The organism is Streptomyces sp. NPDC048521 (genome assembly GCF_043199855.1).
Taxonomy (GTDB): Bacteria; Actinomycetota; Actinomycetes; order Streptomycetales; family Streptomycetaceae; genus Streptomyces.
Window position 1 is genome coordinate 54640 of record NZ_JBICWR010000010.1, and the last position, 25695, is coordinate 80334.

Annotated in this window: 23 protein-coding genes and 1 pseudogene; 10 read left to right on the forward strand and 14 right to left on the reverse strand. The window is 72.0% G+C overall.

Annotation, left to right across the window (positions count from 1 at the left end; genetic code table 11):
* Nucleotides 1–57: 57 nt before the first annotated feature.
* Nucleotides 58–1215, reverse strand: a complete 1158-nt coding sequence (locus ACGFRF_RS23075) for an acyl-CoA dehydrogenase (protein ID WP_393742787.1) — start codon at nucleotides 1213–1215, stop codon at nucleotides 58–60.
* Between the two features lie 180 nt (nucleotides 1216–1395).
* Between ACGFRF_RS23075 and ACGFRF_RS23080 the strand changes: the two genes are divergently transcribed.
* Nucleotides 1396–2739, forward strand: a complete 1344-nt coding sequence (locus ACGFRF_RS23080; RefSeq protein WP_393742789.1) for a UDP-glucose dehydrogenase family protein — start codon at nucleotides 1396–1398, stop codon at nucleotides 2737–2739.
* A gap of 199 nt (nucleotides 2740–2938) precedes the next feature.
* On the opposite strand, the gene ACGFRF_RS23085 is transcribed toward ACGFRF_RS23080, so the two are convergent.
* Entirely contained in the window at nucleotides 2939–3445 is a 507-nt protein-coding gene (locus ACGFRF_RS23085) for a CGNR zinc finger domain-containing protein (protein ID WP_393742791.1), read from the reverse strand.
* A gap of 83 nt (nucleotides 3446–3528) precedes the next feature.
* Here ACGFRF_RS23085 and ACGFRF_RS23090 point away from each other — a divergent pair, with 83 nt between their 5' ends.
* On the forward strand, nucleotides 3529–3888 hold the full coding sequence (locus tag ACGFRF_RS23090) for a VOC family protein (protein WP_393742793.1): 360 nt from the start codon (nucleotides 3529–3531) through the stop codon (nucleotides 3886–3888).
* 21 nt (nucleotides 3889–3909) lie between these two features.
* A complete protein-coding gene (locus ACGFRF_RS23095) occupies nucleotides 3910–4302 on the forward strand; it encodes a VOC family protein (protein ID WP_393742795.1) in 393 nt (130 codons plus the stop codon).
* A gap of 255 nt (nucleotides 4303–4557) precedes the next feature.
* On the opposite strand, the gene ACGFRF_RS23100 is transcribed toward ACGFRF_RS23095, so the two are convergent.
* The gene (locus ACGFRF_RS23100) at nucleotides 4558–4917 is read right to left on the reverse strand and encodes a MerR family transcriptional regulator (protein ID WP_393742797.1); all 360 of its coding nucleotides are present in this window, start codon (nucleotides 4915–4917) and stop codon (nucleotides 4558–4560) included.
* A gap of 59 nt (nucleotides 4918–4976) precedes the next feature.
* Here ACGFRF_RS23100 and ACGFRF_RS23105 point away from each other — a divergent pair, with 59 nt between their 5' ends.
* A complete protein-coding gene (locus ACGFRF_RS23105; RefSeq protein WP_393742799.1) occupies nucleotides 4977–6125 on the forward strand; it encodes an alkene reductase in 1149 nt (382 codons plus the stop codon).
* Here ACGFRF_RS23105 and ACGFRF_RS23110 read toward each other — a convergent pair.
* The 3 genes from ACGFRF_RS23110 to ACGFRF_RS23120 are packed head-to-tail and all read right to left on the reverse strand — an operon-like array spanning nucleotide 6065 to nucleotide 8924.
* Nucleotides 6065–7261, reverse strand: a complete 1197-nt coding sequence (locus ACGFRF_RS23110) for a dipeptidase (RefSeq protein ID WP_393742801.1) — start codon at nucleotides 7259–7261, stop codon at nucleotides 6065–6067. The genes ACGFRF_RS23105 and ACGFRF_RS23110 overlap by 61 nt on opposite strands.
* Nucleotides 7262–7266: 5 nt before the next feature.
* Nucleotides 7267–7788: a 5-(carboxyamino)imidazole ribonucleotide mutase gene (gene purE / locus ACGFRF_RS23115; protein ID WP_393742803.1), complete on the reverse strand. Its 522-nt coding sequence runs from the start codon at nucleotides 7786–7788 to the stop codon at nucleotides 7267–7269.
* The gene (locus ACGFRF_RS23120; RefSeq protein ID WP_393742805.1) at nucleotides 7785–8924 is read right to left on the reverse strand and encodes a 5-(carboxyamino)imidazole ribonucleotide synthase; all 1140 of its coding nucleotides are present in this window, start codon (nucleotides 8922–8924) and stop codon (nucleotides 7785–7787) included. The genes purE and ACGFRF_RS23120 overlap by 4 nt, the downstream gene beginning before the upstream one ends.
* 183 nt (nucleotides 8925–9107) lie before the next feature.
* On the opposite strand from ACGFRF_RS23120, the gene ACGFRF_RS23125 reads away from it, so the two are divergent.
* Nucleotides 9108–9617 carry a GtrA family protein gene (locus ACGFRF_RS23125; RefSeq protein ID WP_393742807.1) on the forward strand — a complete coding sequence of 170 codons (510 nt, stop codon included), beginning with the start codon at nucleotides 9108–9110 and terminating at the stop codon, nucleotides 9615–9617.
* A gap of 79 nt (nucleotides 9618–9696) precedes the next feature.
* Here ACGFRF_RS23125 and ACGFRF_RS23130 read toward each other — a convergent pair whose 3' ends face one another.
* Entirely contained in the window at nucleotides 9697–10968 is a 1272-nt protein-coding gene (locus tag ACGFRF_RS23130) for an ATP-binding protein (protein ID WP_393742809.1), read from the reverse strand.
* 54 nt (nucleotides 10969–11022) lie between these two features.
* The gene (locus ACGFRF_RS23135) at nucleotides 11023–11700 is read right to left on the reverse strand and encodes a response regulator transcription factor (protein ID WP_030653180.1); all 678 of its coding nucleotides are present in this window, start codon (nucleotides 11698–11700) and stop codon (nucleotides 11023–11025) included.
* A 492-nt stretch (nucleotides 11701–12192) separates the two neighbouring features.
* Between ACGFRF_RS23135 and ACGFRF_RS23140 the strand changes: the two genes are divergently transcribed.
* Nucleotides 12193–13731, forward strand: a complete 1539-nt coding sequence (locus ACGFRF_RS23140) for a peptide MFS transporter (RefSeq protein ID WP_393742811.1) — start codon at nucleotides 12193–12195, stop codon at nucleotides 13729–13731.
* A 514-nt stretch (nucleotides 13732–14245) separates the two neighbouring features.
* On the opposite strand, the gene ACGFRF_RS23145 is transcribed toward ACGFRF_RS23140, so the two are convergent.
* Both ACGFRF_RS23145 and ACGFRF_RS23150 read right to left on the reverse strand, forming a co-directional pair.
* Nucleotides 14246–14815: an ATP-binding protein gene (locus ACGFRF_RS23145; RefSeq protein ID WP_393742813.1), complete on the reverse strand. Its 570-nt coding sequence runs from the start codon at nucleotides 14813–14815 to the stop codon at nucleotides 14246–14248.
* Nucleotides 14816–15136: 321 nt separating this feature from the next.
* Nucleotides 15137–15514, reverse strand: a complete 378-nt coding sequence (locus ACGFRF_RS23150; RefSeq protein WP_393742815.1) for an STAS domain-containing protein — start codon at nucleotides 15512–15514, stop codon at nucleotides 15137–15139.
* Between the two features lie 247 nt (nucleotides 15515–15761).
* Between ACGFRF_RS23150 and ACGFRF_RS23155 the strand changes: the two genes are divergently transcribed.
* From ACGFRF_RS23155 to ACGFRF_RS23170, 4 genes and pseudogenes are all read left to right on the forward strand, one after another.
* On the forward strand, nucleotides 15762–16658 hold the full coding sequence (locus ACGFRF_RS23155) for an RNA polymerase sigma factor SigF (RefSeq protein WP_393742817.1): 897 nt from the start codon (nucleotides 15762–15764) through the stop codon (nucleotides 16656–16658).
* A gap of 250 nt (nucleotides 16659–16908) precedes the next feature.
* The gene (locus ACGFRF_RS23160) at nucleotides 16909–18441 is read left to right on the forward strand and encodes a ricin-type beta-trefoil lectin domain protein (protein WP_393742819.1); all 1533 of its coding nucleotides are present in this window, start codon (nucleotides 16909–16911) and stop codon (nucleotides 18439–18441) included.
* 257 nt (nucleotides 18442–18698) lie between these two features.
* Nucleotides 18699–18839: pseudogene (locus tag ACGFRF_RS23165) on the forward strand (2OG-Fe dioxygenase family protein); the annotation flags it as partial.
* A gap of 82 nt (nucleotides 18840–18921) precedes the next feature.
* Nucleotides 18922–19890: a DMT family transporter gene (locus ACGFRF_RS23170; RefSeq protein ID WP_393742821.1), complete on the forward strand. Its 969-nt coding sequence runs from the start codon at nucleotides 18922–18924 to the stop codon at nucleotides 19888–19890.
* A 121-nt stretch (nucleotides 19891–20011) separates the two neighbouring features.
* On the opposite strand, the gene hutI is transcribed toward ACGFRF_RS23170, so the two are convergent.
* The 4 genes from hutI to hutU form a co-directional block, all read right to left on the reverse strand.
* Nucleotides 20012–21187 carry an imidazolonepropionase gene (gene hutI, locus ACGFRF_RS23175; protein WP_393742823.1) on the reverse strand — a complete coding sequence of 392 codons (1176 nt, stop codon included), beginning with the start codon at nucleotides 21185–21187 and terminating at the stop codon, nucleotides 20012–20014.
* A gap of 38 nt (nucleotides 21188–21225) precedes the next feature.
* A complete protein-coding gene (locus tag ACGFRF_RS23180) occupies nucleotides 21226–22587 on the reverse strand; it encodes a formimidoylglutamate deiminase (protein WP_393742825.1) in 1362 nt (453 codons plus the stop codon).
* On the reverse strand, nucleotides 22584–23786 hold the full coding sequence (locus ACGFRF_RS23185; RefSeq protein WP_393743246.1) for an allantoate amidohydrolase: 1203 nt from the start codon (nucleotides 23784–23786) through the stop codon (nucleotides 22584–22586). Before ACGFRF_RS23185 ends, ACGFRF_RS23180 begins: the two co-directional genes overlap by 4 nt.
* Before the next feature lie 194 nt (nucleotides 23787–23980).
* Nucleotides 23981–25645: a urocanate hydratase gene (gene hutU, locus ACGFRF_RS23190; protein WP_393742827.1), complete on the reverse strand. Its 1665-nt coding sequence runs from the start codon at nucleotides 25643–25645 to the stop codon at nucleotides 23981–23983.
* Nucleotides 25646–25695: the final 50 nt, after the last annotated feature.

The window sequence follows — 25695 nt, forward strand, 5'->3', positions numbered from 1 at the left end:
AAAGCCAGGGGCGTCCCTCCGGACCTTCGAAACAGCTCCTGACCTGCAAAAACCTTGCTAGGGAAGGTTCCTTGCCATCACGATCCGCTGAACTTGGTTCGTACCTTCATAAATCTGGGTGATCTTGGCGTCGCGCATCATGCGCTCCACCGGGTAGTCGCGGGTGTAGCCGTAGCCGCCGAGGAGCTGGACGGCGTCCGTGGTGACCTCCATGGCGACGTCCGAGGCGAAGCACTTGGCGGCCGCGCCCTGGAAGGTGAGGTCGCTGTCGCCGCGCTCGGAGGCTGCCGCGGCCTGGTACGTCAGGGCGCGGGCGGCGGCGATCTTCATGGCCATGTCGGCGAGCATGAACTGGATGCCCTGGAAGTCGGCGATCGGCTTGCCGAACTGCTTGCGCTCCTGGACGTAGCCCTTCGCGTAGTCGAGGGCGCCCTGGGCGACACCGAGCGCCTGGGCGGCGATGGTGATGCGGGTGTGGTCCAGGGTCTTCATCGCGGTGGCGAAGCCGGTGCCCTCCTCGCCGATCATGCGGTCGGCGGGGATGCGGACGTTGTCGAAGTAGACCTCGCGGGTCGGCGAGCCCTTGATGCCGAGCTTCTTCTCGGGGGCGCCGAAGGAGACGCCCTCGTCCGACTTCTCGACGACGAAGGCCGAGATGCCCTTGGAGCGCTTGGCGGGGTCGGTGACCGCCATCACCGTGTAGTACTCGGAGACACCCGCGTTGGTGATCCAGCGCTTCACGCCGTTGAGGACCCAGTGGTCGCCGTCGCGGACCGCCTTGGTCCTCATGCCGGCGGCGTCGGAGCCCGCCTCCGGCTCGGAGAGGCAGTACGAGAACATCGCGTCGCCCTTGGCGAGCGGGGCCAGGTACTTCTTCTTCAGGTCCTCGGAGCCGGAGAGGATCACCGGGAGCGAGCCCAGCTTGTTCACGGCCGGGATCAGGGAGGAGGAGACGCAGGCGCGGGCCACCTCCTCGATCACGATGACGGTGGCGAGCGCGTCGGCACCGGCGCCGCCGTACTCCTCGGGGACGTGCACGGCGTGCAGGTCGTTGGCCACGAGCGCGTCCAGCGCCTCCTGGGGGAAGCGGGCCTCCTCGTCCACGGCGGCGGCGTACGGCGCGATCTTCGCCTCGACCAGCGAGCGGACGGCGTCGCGGAGCATGTCGTGCTCCTCGGACGGGCGGTACAGGTCGAAGTCAGCCGATCCGGCCAAGGTCTCTCACGCTCCAAAGACGCAGTGATACTGACGCTAATTACCGTTAAGTAACTCAAATTTTAAAGCGATGCCGGGGACACGCCTACGTGACCTACGCGACAGCGGGGAAATTGCCCGGGGCAGGGCCCGACTATGCTCAGGCACCGCACGAGCAAGTCCCCGAGCTGGAGCGCACCCATGAGCCTGAAGATCACCGTGATCGGCACCGGCTATCTCGGCGCCACACACGCCGCGGCCATGGCCGAGCTGGGCTTCGAGGTGCTGGGGCTCGACGTCGTGCCCGAGAAGATCGCCATGCTGGAGCGCGGCGAGACCCCGATGTTCGAGCCGGGTCTCGAGGAACTGCTGCGCCGGCACGTGGCCGGCATCGAGGGGGCCTCGGGGCGGCTGCGGTTCACCACGGACTGGGCCGAGGTCGGCGCCTTCGGCGATGTGCACTTCGTGTGCGTGAACACACCGCAGAAGCACGGCGAGTACGCCTGTGACATGTCGTACGTCGACTCCGCCATCGCCTCTCTCGCGCCTCATCTGCGCGGCCCGGCCCTGGTGGTCGGCAAGTCGACGGTGCCGGTGGGCTCGGCCGACCGGCTGGCCGCCTACCTCGCCGAGCACGCGCCGGCCGGCGGGGACGCCGAACTGGCCTGGAACCCGGAGTTCCTGCGTGAGGGCTTCGCCGTCCAGGACACCCTGCACCCGGACCGGATCGTGGCCGGGGTGCGCAGCGAGCGGGCCGAGAAGCTGCTGCGCGAGGTGTACGCCGGCCCGATCGGCGAGGGCACGCCGTTCGTCGTGACCGACTTCGCGACCGCGGAGCTGGTGAAGACCGCCGCGAACTCCTTCCTCGCGACCAAGATCTCCTTCATCAACGCGATGGCGGAGGTGTGCGAGGCCGCGGGTGGTGATGTGGCGAAGCTGGCGGAGGCCATCGGGTACGACGACCGGATCGGGAAGAAGTTCCTGCGCGCCGGGATCGGCTTCGGCGGCGGCTGTCTGCCGAAGGACATCCGGGCGTTCATGGCCCGGGCGGGCGAGCTGGGCGCGGACCAGGCGCTGACCTTCCTGCGGGAGATCGACTCCATCAACATGCGCCGGCGCGGCCAGATGGTCGAGATGACCCGGGAGGCGCTCGGCGGCGGCTCCTTCCTCGGCAAGCGGGTCGCGGTGCTCGGCGCCACCTTCAAGCCCGACTCGGACGACGTCCGCGACTCGCCCGCGCTGAACGTGGCCGGCCAGATCCACCTCCAGGGCGGCCAGGTCACCGTGTACGACCCCAAGGGCATGGACAACGCGCGCAAGGTCTTCCCGACGCTGGGCTACGCCGACTCGGCGGTGGAGGCCGTCCGGGGCGCCGACATCGTGCTGCACCTGACCGAGTGGCGGGAGTTCCGCGAGCTGGACCCGGCGGCGCTCGGCGAGGCGGCGGCGGCCCGGGTGATCCTCGACGGGCGCAACGCCCTCGAGCCGGAGGTGTGGCGGCGGGCGGGCTGGACGTACCGGGCGATGGGCCGGCCGACCGCGTAGGGCTCGGCGGGGCGACGCCGTCCGGCACCGGGGGGCGCGGGTGGCTGCTCGGGCGGTTCTTCGCCCCCTTTCGGGGTCGCGGCCCCGCAGCGGACGTGATCGGTGCCGCTCGTTTCCCGGACGGAGGTGACGCCGGTTCGGCCGAGGCTCAGTCGGCCGAACCGGCGTCTTTCCGCATTCTGCACCAAGTCGCCGCCTGTCACGGCCCCTTCGCCCGGTACCGGCGCATCTTGGCGCGGGCCCCGCACACCTGCATCGAGCACCAGCGGCCGCGTCCGGCGGGGCTGCGGTCGTAGTACGCCCAGTGGCAGGTCCCGGCCTCGCAGGCCTTCAGCCGGGTCCAGGTGCCCGCGACCAGTGCCTCGGCGACGGCGGCGGCGACCCTGGAGAGCAGCGGGCCGTCGGCGGCGGGGGCGAGGACCGCGGAGCCGTCGCGGTCCTCGACGCGGACGTACAGCGGCGCGCGGGCCAGCAGGGTGCCGAGCGAGGTGACCGTACGGTGCGGCGGGTGCCCGGCGTGGGCGAGCAGCGCGGCCCGCAGCGACTCGCGCAACTCCCGGGCGTCGTCCAGGTGTGCCTCCGTGATCCCGAAGCGGTCGCGGCCCTCGGCCGAGTCCAGCGAGTCGGCGCCCGTCTCGATGTCCAGGGTGTTCACCAGGGACTCGATCAGGGCCAGGCCGCCGGGAGCGGCCGATCTCTCGCTCATGCTTGCGACGTTACCCCCTATGCGGGAGCATGCAGTAACCGTTACTGGTTACCCGGCTCTACAGGTAACAGAAGGAGGTAGTCATGGCTCTCGCCAAGCTCGGTGTCGTGGTCCTGGACTGTCCCGATCCCCGCGCGCTGGCCGGCTTCTACGCCGGGGTGCTGGGCGGAACGGTGGAAGGGGAAGGAGAGTGGGTGGACCTGAAGGTGCCCGGCGGGCCCGCGCTGGCCTTCCAGCAGGCGCCGGGGTTCGTGCCGCCGAAGTGGCCCGCCCCGGACGACTCGCAGCAGTTCCACCTGGACCTGGTCGTGGAGGACCTGGACGCGGCGGAGAAGGGGGTGCTGGAGCTGGGTGCGAAGCCGCTGGACGCGGAGGACCGCTCGCGCACCTTCCGTGTCTACGCCGACCCGGCGGGGCACCCGTTCTGCCTCTGCGCCTGCTGAACCGTCCCGAAGGAGGACACCATGGCGTCCGTCGCCCGTTTCCGTTCCGTCGTGCTCGACTGTCCCGACCCGCACGCGCTGGCCGCCTTCTACGCGGCGGTGGCCGGAGGCACTCCGCAGGCCGAGGACGACGACTGGGTGGTGCTGAAGGTCCCGGACGGGCCGCGGCTGGCCTTCCAGCGGGCCGAGGGGTACACGCCGCCGGAGTGGCCGCGCGCGGACCGCAACGGCCAGCAGTTCCACCTCGACTTCGACGCGGGACGGACCTGGGCGGAGGTCGACGCGGCGCACGAGCGGGTACTGGCGCTGGGCGCCCGCCCGCTGGATCTGGAGGACCGCGAGAAGAAGGACTTCCAGGTGTACGCCGACCCGGCGGGGCACCCGTTCTGCCTGTGCCGGATCGACCACCCGTGACGAGGGCCCGGCCCAGCCGACTCGGCGGCTGAGCCGGGCCGTCGACGCCTCCCGGCCGGGCTGTGCGGCCCGGGCCGTGAAGTCCGCGGTGCGCAGCACCCCCGGACGTTGCCCCAGGTCAGCCGGGGCGGCTCGGACTCGGCTCAGCCGCGCCGGAGCAGCTCGGGATCAGGTGCGGCTGACGGGAGGCGCGCGCCACGGTCGCCCGGAGGGCCGCGGAAGCCCCTGGTGAGTGGGGCGTTCGGGGTACGGCGGTCAGGCCTCGCGGGCCGTGCGGATCACCTCGTCCAGGGTCTCCCGGGACCGCTCGAGGTCCGCGATCATGCGGTCGATGCGGTCGCGTTCGGCGGTGAGGTCGGCGACCAGCCGGGGGGTGGCGACGGCCGAGGGCCCGCCGTCGCGGTCGCGCATGCAGGGCAGCAGCTGCCGGATCTTGTCGCTGTGCAGCCCGGCCGCGTACAGCTCCTGGATGCGGATGACCCGGTCGACGGCCGCCTCCGCGTAGTCCCGGTGTCCGCCGGGGGTGCGCTCGGCCGCGAGCAGCCCCTGGGTCTCGTAGTAGCGCAGCGACCGCTCGCTCACGCCCGTGCGCCGGGCCAGTTCACCGATCCGCATGCCGACCTCCGCCGTGCGGGCTTGAATCTGACATCAGTGTGAGGTTCTAGCGTACGGGCATGACGCAGACGACGGACTTCCTGGCCCCGGCCCGGCTCGGCCGGCTGGCGCTCCCCAACCATCTCGTGATGGCCCCGCTCACCCGCAACCGCGCGGAGGCCGACGGCACCCCGACCCCGCTCATGGTGGCGCACTACGCCCAGCGGGCCTCGGCCGGCCTGATCGTCGCCGAGGGGTCGACACCGAACGCGGTCGGGCAGACGTACCCGGACATCACCGCGATCCACACCGACCGGCACGTGGCCGGATGGCGGCAGGTCACCGACGCGGTACGCGCGGCCGGCGGACGGATGTTCCTCCAGCTCCAGCACGGCGGAAGGGTCAGCCATCCGGCGACCACCGGGCTGACCCCCGTCGCGCCGTCCCCGGTCCCGCTGCCGGAGACGATCTTCACGCCGGGCGGGCACCGGCCGGCCGCCGTCCCGCGGGAGATGACGGCGGACGACATCCGGGCCACGATCGCCGACTTCGCCGCCGCCGCCCGTCGGGCGGTCGAGGCGGGTTTCGAGGGGGTCGAGGTGCACTCGGCCAACGGGATGCTGCTGCACCAGTTCCTCGCCGGCAACACCAACCGCCGCACGGATGCCTACGGCGGCTCGGTCGAGCGGCGGGTGCGGTTCGCGGTGGAGGTGACCGAGGCGGTGGCCGACGCGATCGGCGCCGACCGGGTGGGCGTACGGATCTCTCCCGGCTCCACCGTCAACGGCGTCCTGGAGGACGACACCGACGACCTCTACGCCACGCTCCTGGCCCGTCTGAAGGGGCTGGACCCGGCCTATCTGCACCTGGTGCGCTCCGACCCGGGGACCGGCTGGTACCGGCGGATCCGCGCCGACTGGCCCGGCGTCCTGATCGGCAACCCGGACCTGACCGACCTCACCACCGAGGCCGTCACCCGGGCCGCCCGGGACATGCTGGCGGCCGGCGCCGACCTGGTGGCGCTCGGCAGGCCGTTCCTCGCCAACCCGGACCTGGTCGAGCGACTGCGCCTCGGCGCACCGCTCAACTCGGTCCGGGACCGGTACTTCATGTACGTGGGCGGGGCCGACGGCTACAACGACTACCCCACCCTCGGCGAGCTGCCCGCTCAGGCGGCGCCGCTGTCCAGCGACTCGATCGTGGCGTTGGACGGGGCGCGCGTGGCCTGAAGGTCACGGGCCACGTCCTCCGCCGCGCCCAGCACCCGCACCGCGTTCTGCCAGGTCAGCTTGGCCAGGTCGGCCGTGGACCAGCCGCGGTCCAGCAGCTCGGCGAGCAGGTTCGGGTAGCTGGAGACGTCGTCCAGGCCGTCCGGCGTGAACGCGGTGCCGTCGTAGTCGCCGCCGATGCCCAGGTGGTCGATGCCGGCCACCTCGCGCATGTGGTCCAGGTGGTCCGCGACCGTGGAGACCGTGGCGACCGGACGCGGGTTGCGCTCCTCGAAGGCGCGGTGGATCTTCATCGCCTCGGGGCTGGTCTCCAGGTGGTGCAGGCCGTGCGCGCGCATGTTCTCGTCGGCCGCGGCCGTCCAGTCCACGGCCGCCTGGAGGACGAACTTCGGCACGAAGGTCACCATCGCCACGCCGCCGTTGGCGGGCAGGCGCTCCAGGACGTCGTCGGGGATGTTGCGCGGGTGGTCGCACACCGCCCGCGAGGAGGAGTGCGAGAAGATCACCGGCGCGGACGTGGCGTCCAGCGCGTCCCGCATCGTCGTCGCCGCCACGTGCGAGAGGTCGACGAGCATGCCGAGCCGGTTCATCTCACCGACGACCTCGCGGCCGAAGGCGGACAGGCCGCCCACGTTCGGCTCGTCGGTCGCGGAGTCCGCCCAGTCCACGTTGTCGTTGTGGGTGAGCGTCATGTACCGCACGCCGAGGGCGTACAGGCCGCGCAGCGTGCCGAGGGAGTTGGCGATGGAGTGGCCGCCCTCGGCACCCATCAGGGAGGCGATACGGCCGTCCCGGCGGGCCTCCTCCATGTCGGCGGCCGTCAGCGCGGCCCGCAGCTCGCCGGGGTGCCGCTCGATCAGCTGCCGTACGCAGTCGATCTGCTCCAGCGTGGCCGGCACCGCGTCCGGCAGGTCCGAGCGCACGTACACCGACCAGTACTGCGCCCCGACCCCGCCCGCGCGCAGCCGCGGGATGTCGGTGTGCAGATGGGCGTCCTGGCGTACGGCGATGTCGCGGGCGCCGAGGTCGTAGCGGACCTGCTCGCGCAGCGCCCACGGCAGGTCGTTGTGGCCGTCGACGACCGGGAACTCACGCAGCAGCGCGCGGGCCGCGTCCAGCGAGGCCGGGGAGGTCATGGGCGTCACTTCCCGAAGCCGAAGCCGCTCGCGCCCTCGACCTTGGAGCGCAGTCGCTTGCCCTTCTCGGTGGCCTGGTCGTTGAGGTCCTGCTGGAACTCGCGCATCTTCTGCAGCAGCTCCTCGTCGTGCGCGGCGAGCATGCGGGCCGCGAGCAGACCGGCGTTGCGGGCACCGGCGACGGAGACCGTGGCGACCGGGACACCGGCCGGCATCTGCACGATCGACAGCAGGGAGTCCATGCCGTCCAGGTACTTCAGCGGGACCGGTACGCCGATGACCGGCAGCGGGGTCACGGAGGCGAGCATGCCCGGCAGGTGGGCGGCGCCGCCCGCACCGGCGATGATCGCCTTCAGGCCGCGGTCGGCGGCCTGCTCACCGTAGGTGATCATCTCGCGGGGCATGCGGTGCGCGGAGACGACGTCGACCTCGTAGGCGATCTCGAACTCGTCGAGTGCCTTGGCGGCGGCCTCCATCACGGGCCAGTCGGAGTCCGACCCCATGACAATGCCTACGACCGGGCTCATTCGGTGATCGTCCCTCTCAGGTAGCCGGCTGCGTGACGGGCGCGCTCCAGCACGTCGTCCAGGTCGTCGCCGTAGGTGTTGACGTGACCGACCTTGCGGCCGGGTTTCACGTCCTTGCCGTACATGTGGATCTTGAGCTTGGGGTCGCGGGCCATGCAGTGCAAGTACGCGGAGTACATGTCCGGGTAGTCGCCGCCCAGGACGTTGACCATGACCGTCCACGGCGCGCGCGGGCGCGGGTCGCCGAGCGGCAGGTCCAGGACCGCGCGGACGTGGTTGGCGAACTGCGAGGTGATCGCGCCGTCCATGGTCCAGTGGCCGGAGTTGTGCGGGCGCATCGCCAGCTCGTTGACGAGGATGCGGCCGTCGCGGGTCTGGAACAGCTCGACGGCGAGGTGCCCGACGACGCCGAGTTCCTTGGCGATGGTCAGGGCCAGTTGCTCGGCGCGCAGGGCCAGGTCCTCGTCCAGGTCGGGCGCAGGGGCTATGACGGTGTCGCACACGCCGTTGACCTGCTGCGACTCCACCACCGGGTAGGCGACGGCCTGCCCGTGCGGGGAGCGTACGACGTTGGCGGCCAGCTCGCGGAGGTAGTCGACCTTCTCCTCGGCGAGGACCGGGACGCCCGCCTTGAACGGGTCGGCGGCCTCCTCGACGGAGCCGACCACCCACACGCCCTTGCCGTCGTAGCCGCCGCGGACCGTCTTCAGGACGACCGGGAAGCCGTCGCCCTCGGCCGCGAAGGCGGCGACGTCCTGCGGATCGGCGACGATCCGGTGCCGTGGGCACGGGATGCCGATCGAGTCGAGCTTCGCGCGCATCACACCCTTGTCCTGGGCGTGCACCAGCGCGTCGGGCCCGGGGCGCACGGGGATGCCGTCCGCCTCCAGGGCCCTGAGGTGCTCGGTGGGTACATGTTCGTGATCGAAGGTGATCACATCACAACCGCGCGCGAACTCACGCAGCGTGTCCAGATCGCGATAGTCGCCGATGACGACATCGTTCACGACCTGCGCCGCGGAATCCTGAGGGGTGTCACTGAGGAGCTTGAACCTGATGCCCAACGGGATGCCCGCCTCGTGCGTCATACGCGCGAGCTGGCCCCCGCCGACCATGCCGACTACCGGGAACGTCACACCCCTAGCGTATCGGCCACGCCGGGGTGGACCGGATCGCGTCCCTCTCATGGCCTCTTACCCATTGCTTTCCCGTCTCTTTCCGACCTGTTTCCGCGCCTTGGCCCGGTCCACAGGCGTCGGCGGGCCCGGCTGGATAGCATGACTGGGTTGACGAAACCTACCGACGGGAGCTGCACAGCCATGGAACCTCGTTCCTCGGGGCTGCAACGGCTCGTACGCGAGGTGGCCAAGTTCGGCGCCGTCGGCGGCGCCGGCGTCCTTGTCAACCTCGGCGTGTTCAACCTGGTCCGGCACGTCTCCGACCTGCCGGTGGTGCGCGCCAGCATCATCGCGACCATCGTCGCGATCGTCTTCAACTACGTCGGCTTCCGCTACTGGACGTACCGGGACCGCGACAAGAGCGGCCGCACCAAGGAACTCACGCTGTTCCTGCTGTTCAGCGCCATCGGCCTGGTGATCGAGAACGGCGTGCTGTTCCTGGCGACCTACGGATTCGGCTGGGACAGCCCGCTGCAGAGCAACATCTTCAAGTTCGTCGGCATCGGCGTCGCGACGCTGTTCCGGTTCTGGTCCTACCGCACCTGGGTGTTCCGGGCGCTGCCGGCAGCCCGGGAGGCGGAGTCGATCCTGGCGGCCGAGGCGCACCACCCGGCGCCGAAGAAACCCACGTCGAAGCAGCACGTTCCGTAGGGGTTGCTCCGCGTCGGTGCCGCTGCGCCGCGCGCGGGGGGCCTGTGGCGCGTAGGGGCCTGCTGGGCGCGGGGGCCGGTCAGCGGACCGTCGGCTGGTTCTCGTCCGGCTTGCGGGCCGGGGGCGTGCGCGAGAGGAACAGACCGAACACGGGGGGCTGCGCCTGCAGCAGCTCCAGCCGCCCGCCGTCGGCCTCCGCGAGGTCACGGGCGACGGCTAGACCGATCCCCGTGGAGTTCCGCCCGCTGATCGTGCGCTCGAAGATCCGCGCGCCGAGGTCGGCCGGAACGCCGGGGCCCTCGTCGGTGACCTCGATCACGGCCTGGTTGCCGGTGACCCGGGTGCGCAGGGCGACGGTCCCGCCGCCGTGCATCAGCGAGTTCTCGATCAGTGCGGCCAGTACCTGGGCGACCGCGCCCGGCGTGCCGACGGCCCGCAGATGCCGCTTTCCCGAACTGACGACGGCCCGGCCGGCGCTGCGGTAGGCGGGCCGCCACTCGGCGAGCTGCTGCTGGATGACCTCGTCCAGGTCGAAGGTGACCGCGGAGCCGGTGCGCGGGTCGCGCGAGTTCGTCAGCAGCCGCTCCACCACGTCCGTCAGCCGCTCGACCTGCGTCAGCGCGATGGTCGCCTCCTCCTTCACCGTGCTCGGGTCGTCGGTGAGGGTGATCTCCTCGAGCCGCATGGACAGCGCGGTCAGCGGCGTACGGAGCTGGTGCGAGGCGTCCGCCGCGAGGCGTCGCTCGGCGGTCAGCATGCGCCCGATCCGCTCGGCCGAGGAGTCCAGCACATCGGCGACCCGGTCCAGCTCGGGGACGCCGTAGCGCTTGTGCCTCGGGCGCGGGTCGCCCGAGCCGAGGCGTTCGGCGGTCTCGGCGAGGTCGGTCAGCGGGGAGGCGAGCCGATTGGCCTGCCGTACGGCGAGCAGCACGGCCGCGACCACCGCGAGCAGCGCGACCAGGCCGATGATCAGCAGGGTCCGGCCGACCTCGCGGGTCACCGAGGAGCGGGGCTCCTGCACGATGACCGTCTCGCCCTCCTCGCCGCGCTGCGTGGCGTGGATGACGTCGCCCTGCGGCTTGGTGCCGATCTCGATCGGCGCCTTGCCGGGCATCCGGATCAGCACGTACTGGTCCTTGCTGACCGGGTTGCGCAGCACGTTCGCGTTGACGTTCTCCGCGGCGAGGATGCGGCTGTCCACGATGCTGGCCAGCCGCACCGCCTCGGACTCCACCCGCTCCTGGGCGCTGTTGCTGATCGTCCGCGTCTCGACGATCACGAGGGAGACACCGAAGACCGCGATCACCACGAGGACGACGGCGAGGGTGGACTGGATGAGACGACGACGCACTGGGCCCTCCGGGCAACGGCTTACGACGACCAGTGTGCCTCGTCCCGACGGCGTCTAACTCTTCTCGAACCGGAAGCCGACCCCGCGCACCGTCGCGATGTACCGGGGGTTCGCCGCGTCGTCCCCGAGCTTCTTGCGGAGCCAGGAGATGTGCATGTCGAGGGTCTTCGTCGAGGACCACCACGTGGTGTCCCAGACCTCGCGCATCAACTGGTCCCGTGTCACGACCCGGCCGGCGTCCCGCACGAGGACCCGCAGCAGGTCGAACTCCTTCGCCGTGAGCTGGAGTTCCTCGTCGCCCATCCACGCCCGGTGCGACTCGACGTCGATCCGCACGCCGTGCGTGGCCGGCGGCTGCTGCGGCTCTGCGGCGCCGCGCCGCAGCAGGGCCCGTACCCGGGCGAGCAGTTCGGCGAGCCGGAAGGGCTTGGTGACGTAGTCGTCGGCGCCCGCGTCGAGGCCGACGACGGTGTCCACCTCGTCGGCCCGCGCGGTCAGGATGAGGATCGGCACGGTGTGACCGTCGGCGCGCAGCCGGCGGGCGACCTCCAGGCCGTCCATGCCGGGCAGGCCCAGGTCCAGCACGACGAGGTCGACGCCGCCCTGCATTCCGGCGTCGAGCGCGGCGGGTCCGTCCTCGCGCACCTCGACCTCGTAACCTTCCCGGCGCAGGGCACGGGCCAGCGGCTCCGAGATGGACGCGTCGTCCTCGGCGAGCAGTACACGGGTCATGCAGTGATGGTAGACCGCCCGCATGCACTGCTGGGGTGTGATCGGTTCCAGGGATTCTTACCTTCGGACCCTGCTGGTACGAACCATTGACCTGGGGATGCGATCGTAGGAAGGACCTTCGAAACGGGCCCTTTGGTTCCCCCGACACCTGTGATCCGTGTCTCAAGTCCTTCCATATCAGGCGGTGTCCTGCCGTATGGTGACTTGAACGCCTGTAGTACACAGGGGACCTTTGGCGGGCACGTGACGCTGAAGGTCTTCTTTGTGTGCGGGCTGGTCCCCGCCAGCCTTGAAAGGAACGACCTCTGGCCGGGCTCCGGACGCGGTGACGCGTCCCGGGCGTGGATCCCGGTGGTCGCCGTCCGCCGCTCCGCGATCCGGAGCGGACTCCCTCTGGGCGTGGGGGTGGACGACCGACCCCGCCGGTGCCGGCCGACACCCCCACCGGGCGCGCAACGCTCCACCGCGCGTCCCGATCAGCAAGGAACGACCATGGCGTCCAGCCTGACGAAGGACTCGGTCCGCCCGGGCACCCCCGGTTCCGAGAAGACCTTCTTCGGCCACCCCCGCGGACTGGCCACTCTCTTCATGACCGAGATGTGGGAGCGCTTCAGCTTCTACGGCATGAGGGCCCTGCTCGTCGTGTACCTGCTCTCCGGCGGCCCCGACGCCAAGAAGGGCAGCATGGGCGGCGGGCTGGGCATGGACCTGGCCACCACCACGGCGATCTACTCGGTGTACCTGTCGATGGTGTACCTGCTCGCCATGCCCGGCGGCTGGCTCGGCGACCGAGTCTGGGGTCCCCGCAAGACCGTCGCCATCGCGGCCGTCACGATCATGGCCGGTCACGTGGTGCTGGCGCTGCCCGGCGGGCAGGCGCCCTTCTTCGCCGGTCTGGGACTGGTGGCGCTCGGCTCCGGTCTGCTGAAGGCCAACATCTCCACCATGGTCGGCCACCTGTACAACGGTCCGGACGACCCGCGCCGTGACGGTGGCTTCACGATCTTCTACATGGGCATCAACATGGGTGCCTTCTTCGCGCCGCTGATCATCGGCACGGTCGGCCAGGAGGTCAACTGGCACCTCGGCTTCGGCCTCGCCGCGGTCGGCATGGCCATCGGTCTCGCCGCGTTCCTGCTCGGCACCCGCAACCTGAGCCCGCAGAGCAACCTCGTCCCGAAGCCGCTGGCGGCCGAGGAGCGCGCCATGTGGCTGCGCAAGGGCCTGACCTGGCTGGCCGTCGCCGCCGTCTTCTACGGCATCGTCGGCTTCACCGGCCACTTCACCCTGAACTGGGCGATGATCCCGCTGACCGTGATCGGTCTGGTCATCCCGGCCGGTGTGCTGCTGCGCATCAAGCGCGACAAGGACCTCTCCTCCGTCGAGCAGTCCAAGATGACGGGCTACATCTGGTTCTTCGTGGCCGCCGCGGCCTTCTGGATGATCTACGACCAGGGCGGCTCCACCGTCCAGGCGTTCGGTGAGAACAAGGCCGCCGGTTCGCTGTTCGGCCTCGACTTCCCGTCCTCGTGGTACCAGTCGCTGAACCCGGTGTTCATCATGGCGCTGGCCCCGGTCTTCGCCTGGTTCTGGCTGTGGCTGAGCCGCAAGGGCAAGGAGCCGAGCACGGTCGCGAAGTTCGCCGCCGCCCTGTTCTTCATCGGCGTCTCCTTCTTCTTCTTCCTGCTGCCGCTGGGCATGGCGTCCGACGGCACGAAGGTCAGCCCGATGTGGCTGGTGGGCATCTACCTGATCCAGACCGTCGGTGAGCTGTGCCTGTCGCCGGTCGGCCTGTCGGTCACCACGAAGATGGCTCCGGCCAAGTACGCCAGCCAGATGATGGGTGTCTGGTTCCTCGCGGTCACCGCGGGCGACTCGGTCACCAGCCTGCTGTCCAACCCGGCCATCGCGGGCGTCGACCTCAGCGGGTCCGGCGCGGTCCTGGTGGAGGCGATCCTCGCCGCCGTCGCGGGTGCCGCGGTCTACATGTACCGCCGCAACGTGAAGTCCCTGATGGGCGACGTGCACTGACCTGGTCCCAGGCTCCGGGAGGGCCACCGCGCCATCGGGCGCGGTGGCCCTCTTCGCGTGCGGGCGGACCTACCGCATGTGCCGCCCCGGCAGGAACGTCGACCCGTCCACCACATGCATGCGAAGTTCCTTCACGGCCGGGTATGTGACGGCGCATCAGGTCTGTCCGCCGAGGTACGCCCGGGGCCGTGAGGAAGGAAGACGCGGCGCGCGCCGGAGTTGTGCCGATCCGGCGTGCGCGCGGTGAGGTGCCGGAGTGGAGTACGGGGACCCGGGAGGCGTGACGGACCCTGGGAAACCCCCGGCCGGCGCAGCGCCTCCGGCAGCTCTCGCCGCGCGGACAGGACTTGCAGGAGAACGAGTGACCCGGGGCCCGCGGGCAGAACGCGCGGACAGGAACTCGAACGTCGGGCGCGTACGCGGAGACCCTCGGCTAGGCCACCCTCGCCTACGCGGAACCCCCGACTCCGCCACCGCCCTCCTACGCGGGAGCGCCCGGTCCCACCGCCCGCTTTTACGCCGGAGCGCCCAGTTCCGCCCATACCGTCTTGCCGGGGCGGTCCGGTGCGCGGACGACGCCCCAGTCCAGGCACAGGCGCTGCACGATGAACATGCCGTGGCCGCCGGGGCGGCCGGCGCGGTGCGGGGTACGCGGGGCCGGCTGGCCGGCGCCGCGGTCGGAGACCTCCACCCGGATCACCTTGTTGTCGCAGGCGAGGAGGAGTTCGTCGGGGCCCTCGGCATGCAGGCAGGCGTTGGTGACCAGTTCGGACACGACGAGCAGCACATCCTCGGCGGCGGCCCGCTGATCGGCGGTCGCGGCGGGCAGCCAGCCCCACGCGTACAGCGCCTGGCGGGTGAAGTCGCGGGCGAGCGGGACGACCCCGCTCTCGCCTTCCAGGCCGAGCCGGCGGACCTGCCGGCCGCGCGCCCCCGCGGCGCCGCCGGGCGGCGCGGACGGCACGGACGGCGCGGCTGCCCCCGTGGCTGCGCCGACGGCCGGCGCCTCCCCCTCGGACACCCCGGAAGCGCCGCTGGGCTCCGGGCCGCGGTCGCCCGGCGAGTAAGGCCGGGTGGTGCTCATCAGCGCTTCACCTCACCGATTCACCAGTTCACGATTCATAAGTTGTCCGGCACTGTTCGGCGCCGGCCGCTCCGTACGTCGTCCGCCCGTCGTCCGCGCGGGGTCGATTGCCTGCCCGTGCGTCGCACACATGTCCCGTCCAAGTCGCCATCCAGGTCGTTCGCCGGTCCCGGGACGGTCCGGCGGCGGGCGGTCGGCAGGATGTCTCCTGCCTTCTCCTGCCCACTCCTGCCCGACGGATCCGGCGAAACACCCCCGTATTCGCCGTGACAGAGGCAACGCGGAGAGTGGCCGGGGCGCGGGAGGCCGCGGGACACGGGCTCAGTCGGCGCCGTCGGCCAGGGCCGCCTCCACGGAGTCATGGACGGTGAAGACCGCCTCGGCCCCGGTGATCTCGAACACACGAGCGACCACTGGCAGCATGCCCGCCAGATGGACCCCGCCACCGGCGGCCTCCGCCTTCAAGCGCGCCCCGAGGAGGACGTTCAAGCCCGTGGAGTCACAGAACTCCAGGCGTGAGCAGTCCACAACGAGGCGCGAGTAGCCCTTGTCCAGGAGGTCATCGAGGGGCTCACGCAAAAGATCGGCGGTGTGGTGATCGAGCTCACCCGCCGGTGTCACAACGGCGCTGGAGCCCTCTTCCCGCACCTCCACCAGAAGCCGGCCCGACTGTGCGCTGCCGACCGTCCCGTGGTCCATGCCGTCTCTCTCCCGAGGTCGTGGCTGCTGATGCCCTCGAACATTACGCCTTCCATGCGCACTCCGACACCCGAACAACCGCACACAATCGGACATACCACAACAGAACGCACTTGCGACCCGCTCGGTGAAGCGGGTAGGGCTAGTAAAGGACACACACCCCTACACGCCGGCTTCGGAGGCGCCGCACACCGCAGTGCACGTACTGGCTTCGGCAGCCATATGCCGAGAACGATGGAGGACACCCATGTCACCCCGGCTCGACGCATCGCATACCCCGATCGCGACGTCGACACCCCCACCGGAACAACTGGATCATCCCATCGATCCCGTCGACCCCTTCGAGGGGCTCCCGGAGATCCCCCCCTACGACGAGATCGGCCCGGTCGACGCGCGGGCCCTGTCCAAGACCCTCTTCGAACGGCTGGAGTCGCTGGAGGAAGGGACGCACGAGTACTCGTACGTCCGCAACACGCTCGTCGAGCTCAACCTCGCCCTCGTCAAGTTCGCCGCTGCCCGCTTCCGCTCCCGCAGCGAGCCGATGGAGGACATCATCCAGGTCGGCACCATCGGCCTGATCAAGGCGATCGACCGCTTCGAACTCTCCCGCGGTGTGGAGTTCCCCACCTTCGCGATGCCGACCATCATCGGCGAGATCAAGCGTTTCTTCCGTGACACCTCGTGGTCCGTGCGCGTCCCGCGCAGGCTGCAGGAGCTCCGGCTCGACCTCGCCAAGGCGGGGGACGAGCTGGCGCAGAAGCTGGACCGCGCCCCCACGGTCACGGAACTCGCCGAGCGGCTCGGCATCTCCAACGACGAGGTCGTCGAGGGCATGGCCGCCTCGAACGCCTACACCGCCTCCTCGCTGGACGCCCAGCCCGAGGAGGACGAGACCGAGGGCGCCCTCGCGAACCGCATCGGGTACGAGGACCACGGGCTCGAGGGCATCGAGTACATCGAGTCGCTCAAGCCCCTGATCGCCGAACTCCCGTCCCGGGACCGGAAGATCCTCTCCCTGCGGTTCGTGGCGAACATGACCCAGTCGGAGATCGGCGAGGAACTCGGCATCTCCCAGATGCACGTGTCCCGGCTGCTGTCGCGCACGCTGGTCCGGCTGCGCAAGGGGCTGACCCTGGAGGAGTGACCTGAGGGTCCGCCCCGAGCCGCCGAAGCACGGGAAGCGGTCCGGCCGGTTGCCGCCGGGCCGCTTCGGCGTATCCGCCCCACCCCTCCGGCTGGCCGGTACCCAGGCTCCCAACCGTTATGCGGTTACCGCCGGAAACCTCTTTCCCCGATCCGCCCCCTCCACCACTATGGGGCCCCCGAACCGGCCGGTATGCCGGAGCGGGGGCCGCAAGGGCGCGGCCACGCGCTGTCGCGAGGAGGCGGGACGAATGGCTCAGGGGGACCGGGCCGAGGCGGGCGGGGGCCAGGACGACGCGCCGGAGGCACGGTTGACCGCACTGCTGCGCTCCCCCACGCCGACGGCGTACCCGGCACTGCAGGAGCTGCGGCGACGGCACCACCCCGCGGTCCTGGCCTACGCCCGGTTGTGCGCCGCCAGCGAGTCCGCGGCCCGCCGGCTGGCGGCGGAGGCCTTCACCACGGCGGCCCGCGAGACGGCCCGCGGCGTCGAGCCGGCCCTCCCCGTGCGCCACCGGCTCCTGCTGCTGACCGTCCAGTCGGCGGTCGGCTGGGCGCTCGACGAGCGCTCCGCGGGCGTCGACCCGGGCCTGCTGCTCGTGCTGAACACGGCCGGCCTGCCCGACGGCCCGACCCCGCCCCTGCTGCCGGCGTTCCAGTCGCTGCCGTCCCGCACCCAGGGACTGCTCTGGTACGGCGTCCTGGAGGAGGAACCGCAGGAGCGCACCGCCGCCTTCCTCGGGCTGAGCCGCGCGGACGTGGCCTACGGCACCCCGCAGGCCCTCAAGGCCCTGGCCCAGGCCTGCCTCAGACACCGGCTGGCCGCCTCGGACGACCCGCGCTGCGCCGACTTCCGCCGGCTGATCGAGGGGGCGGTACGGCCGGACGGGCCGCGGCACAGCGCCGACCTGGACGCCCACATGGTCCGCTGCCCGCACTGCACGGCCGCCTTCGAGGACCTGCGGGCCCTGCGGGACGCCCCGCGGCAGACGCTGGCGGAGGGGTTGCTGCCGTGGAGCGGAACGGCGTACATCCGCGCGGAGGAACCACCGGCGACCGCGGTTCCCCTTTCCGGACAGCCGAGCTGGCCGCCCCGGCGCCGTGTCCTGCTGGCCTCGGCGGCCCTGAGCGTGGCCCTGGCCCCGCTCCTGGTGTTCCTGCTCTCCCCGGCCGACCGCTCCGGCCGGCAGCGGACGGCGGCGACACCCTCGCCTCCCCCGGTGACGGTGACGGCCACGGTCTCCGTCACCCCGTCCGCCTCCGCCTCCCCGTCCCACTCCGCCACCTCCAGAGCCCCCTCCCCCACCCCGACGTCGCACCGTCCGACCACGCCCCCGCCGCACCGGGACACGCCCAGGCCGACGCCCCCGCCCTCGCCGCCGGGCGCCTCCTCCGCCCAGGTGGTGAACCTCGCCACGGGACGCTGCCTGGACATCCGCGACGGCGACCTGGACCAGGGCAACGACGTCGTCACCGCTCCCTGCTCGTCCTCCCCGACCCAGCGCTGGCGGGTCGACCCCTCCCTGGGCGTGCTCCGCTCGGCGGCCGACGACGACTTCTGCCTGGACAGCCGGGGCTCGGTCGACCGGGGCGTGGGCATATGGAGCTGCGACTCCGTCTACGGCCGCAACGGCGACAACCTGCGCTTCACCGTCGACCCCGACGGCACGATCCGCCCGGCGATCGCCATCGAGACGGCGGCGACACCGGACGGCGGCGACGGGGTGGTGCTGGAGCCGTCGAACGGGGAGCCGACACAACGATGGCGGGCGGGGGCGGCATAGACGACGGGACGGGGTGAGCGGCGCAGGCCGCAGGGCCGGGTCGGCGGCGTGGGCCGTGCGGATGCGAGGGCGGCGCAGGCCACGGGGCGGGGGTTGGCGGGGGCGCAGGCCGCGGGGCGGGGCGGAGACCACGGTGACCAGGCGCCCGGCGCAGGCCGGCGGAGACCACGACCGAGGGCCGGCACCGGGAGACGGGGGCACCTTCATCACCTCGGTGCTGATCGGCCGCGCCAACGCCAGTGGCGGCGAGGGCGGGCGTGTACGCCGCCTCGGGCGCCCACCTGCTCGCCACTACGCTGTCCGAGCCCGGTGACCTGCTGCTGGGCGACGACCGCCGCACGCTGCACCCGGTGACCCCGGTGCGCCCGGTGGACCCCGCGCCGGCCGCCCACCGTGACGTCCTGCTGATCGCCTGCACGGCGCGCCGAGTGCCTGCCGCCGCCCTCGCCCGTCCTTCCGCACGTCCCCCGAGGAGTGTCCATGAGCGTCACCGCGGCCCGCAGCGGCCGGCTGACCGATCTTCCCGTCCTGCTGGTCGCGGCGGTATGGGGCTCCAGCTATCTGGCCGCCAAGGGCGTCACCACGGAGCGGACCGTGCTGGCCGTGCTGGTGCTGCGGTTCGCCGTGGCGCTGCCCGTGCTGGTCGCCACGGGATGGCGGCGGCTACGGGCGCTGAGCGCCGTCCAGATACGTGGCGCCGGGCTGCTGGGGCTGATCCTCGCCGGGATCTTCCTGTTGGAGACGTACGGCGTGGTGCACACCTCGGCGACGAACGCCGGGCTGATCATCAGCCTCACCATGGTGTTCACACCGCCGGCGGAGAGCCGGGTGCGCGGCACCCGGCTGCCGGGATCCTTCCTGGCGGCCGCCGGTCTGTCGGTGCTCGGCGTGGCGCTGCTCACCCAGGGCACCGGGTTCAGCGCCCCGACCGGGGGCGACCTGCTGATGCTGGGGGCCGCCGTCGCCCGTACGGTGCACGTCCTCGCCATGTCCCGCATGGAGTCGGTGCGCGGGGCGGACGCGCTGTCGCTGACCACCGTCCAGTTGGGCGGCGCGGTCGTCGTGTTCGCCGTGCTGGCGGCGGTGCCGGGCACCGGTGCCTCGCCGTGGGCGGCCGCGGCCGACTTCGGTGCCGGGGACTGGCTGGGGCTGCTGTACCTGTCCGCGTTCTGCACACTGTTCGCGTTCTTCGTGCAGATGTGGGCGATCCGCCGCACCTCCCCGTCCCGGGTGAGCCTGCTGCTGGGCACGGAGCCGGTGTGGGCGGCGGCGGTGGGCATCGCCGTGGGCGGGGACCGGCCGGGATGGCTGGGCCTGCTCGGCGCACTGCTGGTGCTCGCCGGTACGGCCTGGGGGCGGTCGGTGGCGGACCGGCAGCGGGACGCCGGTGCGCGGAAGACCACGGTGCCGGACGACCCGGCGGTTCCCGAGGGTGCGGCGGTCTCCTGAGCGCAGCGACAACCTCGGGGCGGCGGGGTCCTGACGGCGGCGCCCTTGCGACGGCGGTGGCGTTCTGCGGGCAGCGACGACCTGGCCGGCCGATGTGGCCTCCAGGCCGTGTGACGCCCGCTCAGACGACGCGTACGCCCCCGCGCCACACCCCGCTGACCAGCGGAACGCCCGGGCGGTAGGCCAGGTGGACGTGGCTGGGGGCGTCCAGGAGGGTCAGGTCGGCCCGCGCGCCGGGGGTGAGGCGGCCGATGTCCGTGCGGCGCAGGGCCGCCGCGCCGCCCGCCGTGGCCGACCAGACCGCCTCGTCGGGGGTCATCCGCATGTCGCGGACCGCCAGGGCGATGCAGAAGGGCACGGAGGAGGTGAAGGACGAGCCCGGGTTGCAGTCCGTGGACAGGGCGACCGTGACGCCCGCGTCCAGCAGCCGGCGCGCGTCCGGCCACTCAGCGCGGGTGGAGAACTCGGCGCCGGGCAGCAGGGTGGCGACCGTGCCGCTGTGCGCGAGGGCGTCGACGTCCGCGTCCGTGAGGTGGGTGCAGTGGTCGGCGCTGGCGGCGTCCAGTTCGACGGCCAGCTGGACCCCGGGGCCGTAGGAGAGCTGGTTGGCGTGGACGCGCGGGTGCAGGCCCTTCGCCTTGCCGGCGGTCAGGATCGCGCGGGCCTGGTCGCCGTCGAAGGCGCCCTTCTCGCAGAACACGTCGATCCAGCGGGCGTGCGGCGCGCAGGCGTCCAGCATCTCGCCGGTGACCAGGGCGACATAGGCCGCCGGGTCGTCGGCGTAGTCCGGGGAGACGATGTGGGCGCCGAGGTACGTCACCTCGTCGGTGTGCTCGGCCGCGATGCGCAGGGCGCGGGACTCGTCCTCGACGGTGAGGCCGTAGCCCGACTTGGTCTCGAGGGTGGTGGTGCCCTGGCGCAGCGCCTCCGCCAGGTAGTGGGTGAGGTTGGCCTGCAGTTCCGCGTCGGTCGCGGCGCGGGTGGCCGCGACCGTGGTGCGGATGCCGCCCGCCGTGTAGGGGCGGCCGGACATACGGGCGTTGAACTCCTGGGTGCGGTCGCCGGCGAAGACGAGGTGCGAGTGGGAGTCCACGAAGCCGGGCAGCACCGCCCGGCCGCCCGCGTCGACCCGGTTGTCAGTGGCGGGTGCTTTGCTGGATTCACCGGTCCACGCGATGCGGTCGCCGTCGATGACGACGGCCGCGTCCTGGATCAGGCCGAGGGGGGATCCGTCACCGTAGGAGGGGTCGTTGGTGACCAGCGTGGCGATGTTGGTGATGACGGTGCTGCTGCTCATGGTGTCCTCAGGGGTGGCCGGGTCGGGTTCGGCGGGGTTCAGCCGCGAAGGGCTTCGATCGCGTCGGCCAGCGCTGACGCCACGTCCGGTACGAGCGCGTGCGCGCCGTCCCGTACGACGTGCCGACCGCCCACGACCGTGTGGCGTACGTCCGCGGCGGAGGCGGCGAATACGGCGGTCTCGGCACCGAGTCGCGGCACCGGCCCCGCTGTCCTGACGGAGTCGAGGGCGATGGTCGTGAAGTCGGCGAGCGCCCCCGGCTCCAGGGTGCCCGCGTCCTGCCAGCCCAGGGCCGCGTGACCGTCCGCCGAGGCCGCGCGCAGCAGGGCCGCGGCCGTCCAGTGGCCCCGGGTGCGGGTGCGCAGCCGCTCGTTCAGCTCCATGGCCCGTGCCTCTTCGAGCAGGTCGATGACGGCGTGGCTGTCGGAGCCGAGGGAGAGCGGGGAGCCCGCCCGCTGCAGGGCGGCGGCCGGACCGATCCCGTCGGCCAGGTCGCGCTCGGTCGTCGGGCACATGCAGGTGCCGGTGCCCGAGCCGCCGAGCAGGGCGATGTCCTCGTCGGTGAGGTGGGTGTTGTGCACGCCGGTGGTGCGCGGCCCGAGGACGCCGTGGTCGGCGAGCAGCCGGGTGGGTGTGCGGCCGTGCGCGGCGAGGCACGCGTCGTTCTCCGCCGTCTGCTCCGACAGGTGTACGTGCAGCGGGGCCCGCCGCTCCCCGGCCCACCCCGCCACGGTCGCCAACTGCCCGGCGGGCACGGCCCGTACGGAGTGGACGGCCGCCCCGATCCGTGCGTGATCCCGCTCCTTGAGAACTGCACAGCGTTCGGCCCAGGCCTCCGCGCTGCCGTCGGAGAACCGCAGCTGGTGGCCGTTGGGCGGCTCGCCGAAGCCGGAGGAGAGGTAACAGGTGTCGAGGAGGGTGATCCGGATGCCGGCCTCGGCGGCGGCCGCGATCAGCGCCTCGCCCATCGCGTTGGGGTCGGCGTAGGGGGTGCCGCCGGGCGCGTGGTGGACGTAGTGGAACTCGCCGACGCAGGTGATGCCGGCCAGCGCCATCTCGGCGTACACCGCGCGGGCGAGGGCGTGGTAGGTCTCCGGGGTCAGGTGTTCCGCGACGGAGTACATCACCTCGCGCCAGGTCCAGAAGGTCCCGGAGCCGACCTGGACGGTGCCGCGCAGCGCCCGGTGGAAGGCATGGCTGTGGGCGTTCGCCAGGCCCGGGAGGGTGAGCCCGCGCAGGATCTCGGCTCCGGGCGGCGGGGCGGGCACGTCGGTACGGACGGCGCTGATCCGGCCGTTCGAGCCCGCGGCCGAGCCGCTGGTCGACACGGTGACGACGACTCCCGGTTCGACGTGGGTGTCGAGCCAGGCGTGCTCCAACCAGTAGGTCCGCTCGGTCACCTGCAGGCCAGCCCTTCCAGTACGTCGGCGAGCGCGCTCACCCCGGCCACGCAGTCGTCCTCGGCCGCGAACTCGGCCGGGGAGTGCGAGACACCGGTGGGGTTGCGCACGAACAGCATGGCGGTCGGGATGCTCCCGGAGAGGATTCCGGCGTCGTGTCCGGCGCCGGTCCCGAGGACGGGCACCGTCAGGCCGGTGTCCTTGCCCAGGATGCGGCCGAGTTCGTCGCGCAGGGCGTGGTCGAACTCCACGACCGGTGTGAAGGACTCCCGGACGACGTCCAGGTCGATGCCGTGGGCGTCCGCGTACTCCCGGGCCGCCTTCTCGATACCGCCGACCACGGTGTCCAGGGTCTCCTGGTCGGCGGCGCGGGAGTCGAGCCAGCCACGCACCAGCGAGGGGATCGCGTTGACGCCGTTGGGCTCCACCGCGATCTTGCCGAAGGTGGCGACGGCGCCGGCGAGTTCGGCCTCGCGGCGAGCGGCGAGGACGGTCTCGGCGTACGACAGCATCGGGTCGCGGCGGTCGACCAGCCGGGTGGTGCCGGCGTGGTTGGCCTCGCCCCGGAAGTCGAACCGCCAGCGGCCGTGCGGCCAGATGGCACTGGCGATGCCGACCCGGTCCCCGGACAGGTCCAGCGCGCGGCCCTGTTCGACGTGCAGCTCCACGAAGGCGCCGATCCGGCCCAGCCGTTCGGGGTCGGGCCCGATGGCGTCGGGGTCGTACCCGGCGGCCGCCATGGCCTGCGGCAGGCTGACCCCGTCGCCGTCGGTGAGCCGGTGGGCCTGCTCGACGGTCAGCTGCCCGGCGGTGAGCCGGGAGCCGACACAGGCGAGCCCGAAGCGGGCGCCCTCCTCGTCCCCGAAGTTGACGATCGCCAACGGCCTGGAGAGCCGGGCGTTCCTGCTGCGCAGCTCGTCCAGGGCGGCGAAGGAGGACACGACACCGAGGGGCCCGTCGAAGGCGCCGCCGTCCGGCACCGAGTCCAGATGCGAGCCGGTGACGACGGCGTCCCCGGCGGCCGGGTCCCCGAGCCAGGCCCACTGGTTGCCGTTCCGGTCGACCTCGTACGACAGCCCGCGCGCCTCGGCCTGCTCCAGGAACCAGGACCGGCACTCGGCATCGGCACCGGTCCAGGCGTACCGGCGGTAGCCACCGGAGTCGGAGTGCCGGCCGATGGGGCGCAGCTCGCGCCACATCTCGTGGAAGGAGCTACCGCCGGCAGGCCACGAGCCGTCGCCCCGTGCAGGCCGCGGCGCGTCGGCGCCCGCGGGCCGTACCGGCCGTGGGCGGTCGTTCCGCGCGGCGGAACGGGTGGGCACGGCCGGACCCGCACCCGGCGACGAGACCTCGGCCCCCGCCGGACCGTTGCCGTGCCCGCCCTGATCCCGACTCACGCCTCGTCACCCTCACGCATCGGCACCCGCACACCCCGGTCGGCCGCGACGGACTCGGCGATGTCGTACCCCGCGTCCACGTGCCGGATGACACCCATACCGGGGTCGTTGGTCAGGACCCGGCGGATCTTCTCGCCGCCGAGCTTCGTGCCGTCGGCCACCGTCACCTGCCCGGCGTGGATGGACCGCCCCATGCCCACACCGCCACCGTGGTGGATGGACACCCAGGACGCGCCCGAGGCCACGTTGACCATGGCGTTGAGCAGCGGCCAGTCGGCGATGGCGTCGGAGCCGTCGAGCATGGCCTCGGTCTCGCGGTACGGGGAGGCGACGGAGCCGCAGTCCAGGTGGTCGCGGCCGATGGCCAGCGGAGCCGCCAGCTCACCGGAGGCCACCATGTCGTTGAAGCGCTCGCCGGCCTTGTCGCGCTCGCCGTAGCCGAGCCAGCAGATCCGCGCGGGCAGGCCCTGGAAGTGGACGCGCTCGCGGGCCATCTTGATCCAGCGGGCCAGGGACTCGTTCTCGGGGAACAGCTCCAGGATCGCCTTGTCGGTCTTGGCGATGTCGGCGGGGTCGCCGGACAGCGCCGCCCAGCGGAAGGGGCCCTTGCCCTCGCAGAAGAGGGGGCGGATGTACGCGGGGACGAAGCCGGGGAAGGCGAACGCGCGGTCGTAGCCGGCCAGTCGCGCCTCGCCGCGGATCGAGTTGCCGTAGTCGAAGACCTCCGCGCCGGCGTCCAGGAAGCCGACCATGGCCTCCACGTGCTTCGCCATGGACTCGCGGGCACGGGTGGTGAAGCCGGCCGGGTCCTTGGCGGCGGCGTCGGCCATGTCCTCGAAGGCGATACCGACGGGCAGGTAGGACAGCGGGTCGTGGGCGGAGGTCTGGTCGGTGACGATGTCGATCGGCGCGTTCATCGCGAGCAGCTGCGGTACCAGCTCGGCCGCGTTGCCGAGGACGCCGATGGACAGCGGCTTGCGCTGATCGCGGGCCTCGACGGCCAGCTGGAGCGCGTGGTCGAGGGAGTCGGCCCTGACGTCCAGGTACCGGTGCTCGATGCGGCGGTCGATGGCGCGCGGGTCGCAGTCGATGCACAGGGCGACGCCGTCGTTCATGGTGACCGCGAGGGGCTGGGCGCCGCCCATGCCGCCGAGACCGGCGGTGAGGGTGATCGTCCCGGCCAGGGTGCCGCCGAACTTCTTCGCGGCGACGGCGGCGAAGGTCTCGTAGGTGCCCTGGAGGATGCCCTGGGTGCCGATGTAGATCCAGGAGCCGGCGGTCATCTGGCCGTACATGGTCAGGCCGAGGGCCTCCAGGCGGCGGAACTCCTCCCAGTTGGCCCAGTCGCCGACGAGGTTGGAGTTGGCGATGAGGACGCGTGGGGCCCACTCGTGGGTCTGCATCACGCCGACCGGTCGGCCGGACTGGACCAGCATGGTCTCGTCCTGCTTGAGGGTCCGCAGCGTGCGGACCATCGCGTCGAAGGAGCGCCAGTCACGGGCGGCCTTGCCGGTGCCGCCGTAGACGACGAGCTTGTCCGGGTGCTCGGCGACCTCGGGGTCGAGGTTGTTCTGCAGCATCCGCAGGGCGGCTTCCTGCTGCCATCCCAGGGCGCTCAGTTCCGTGCCGCGGGGTGCTCGTACGGGGCGGGGTCCCGACATCGTCTGCCTCCTCCTGTTACTGCGTCTATTCACATCCTGTCGGTCTGAAT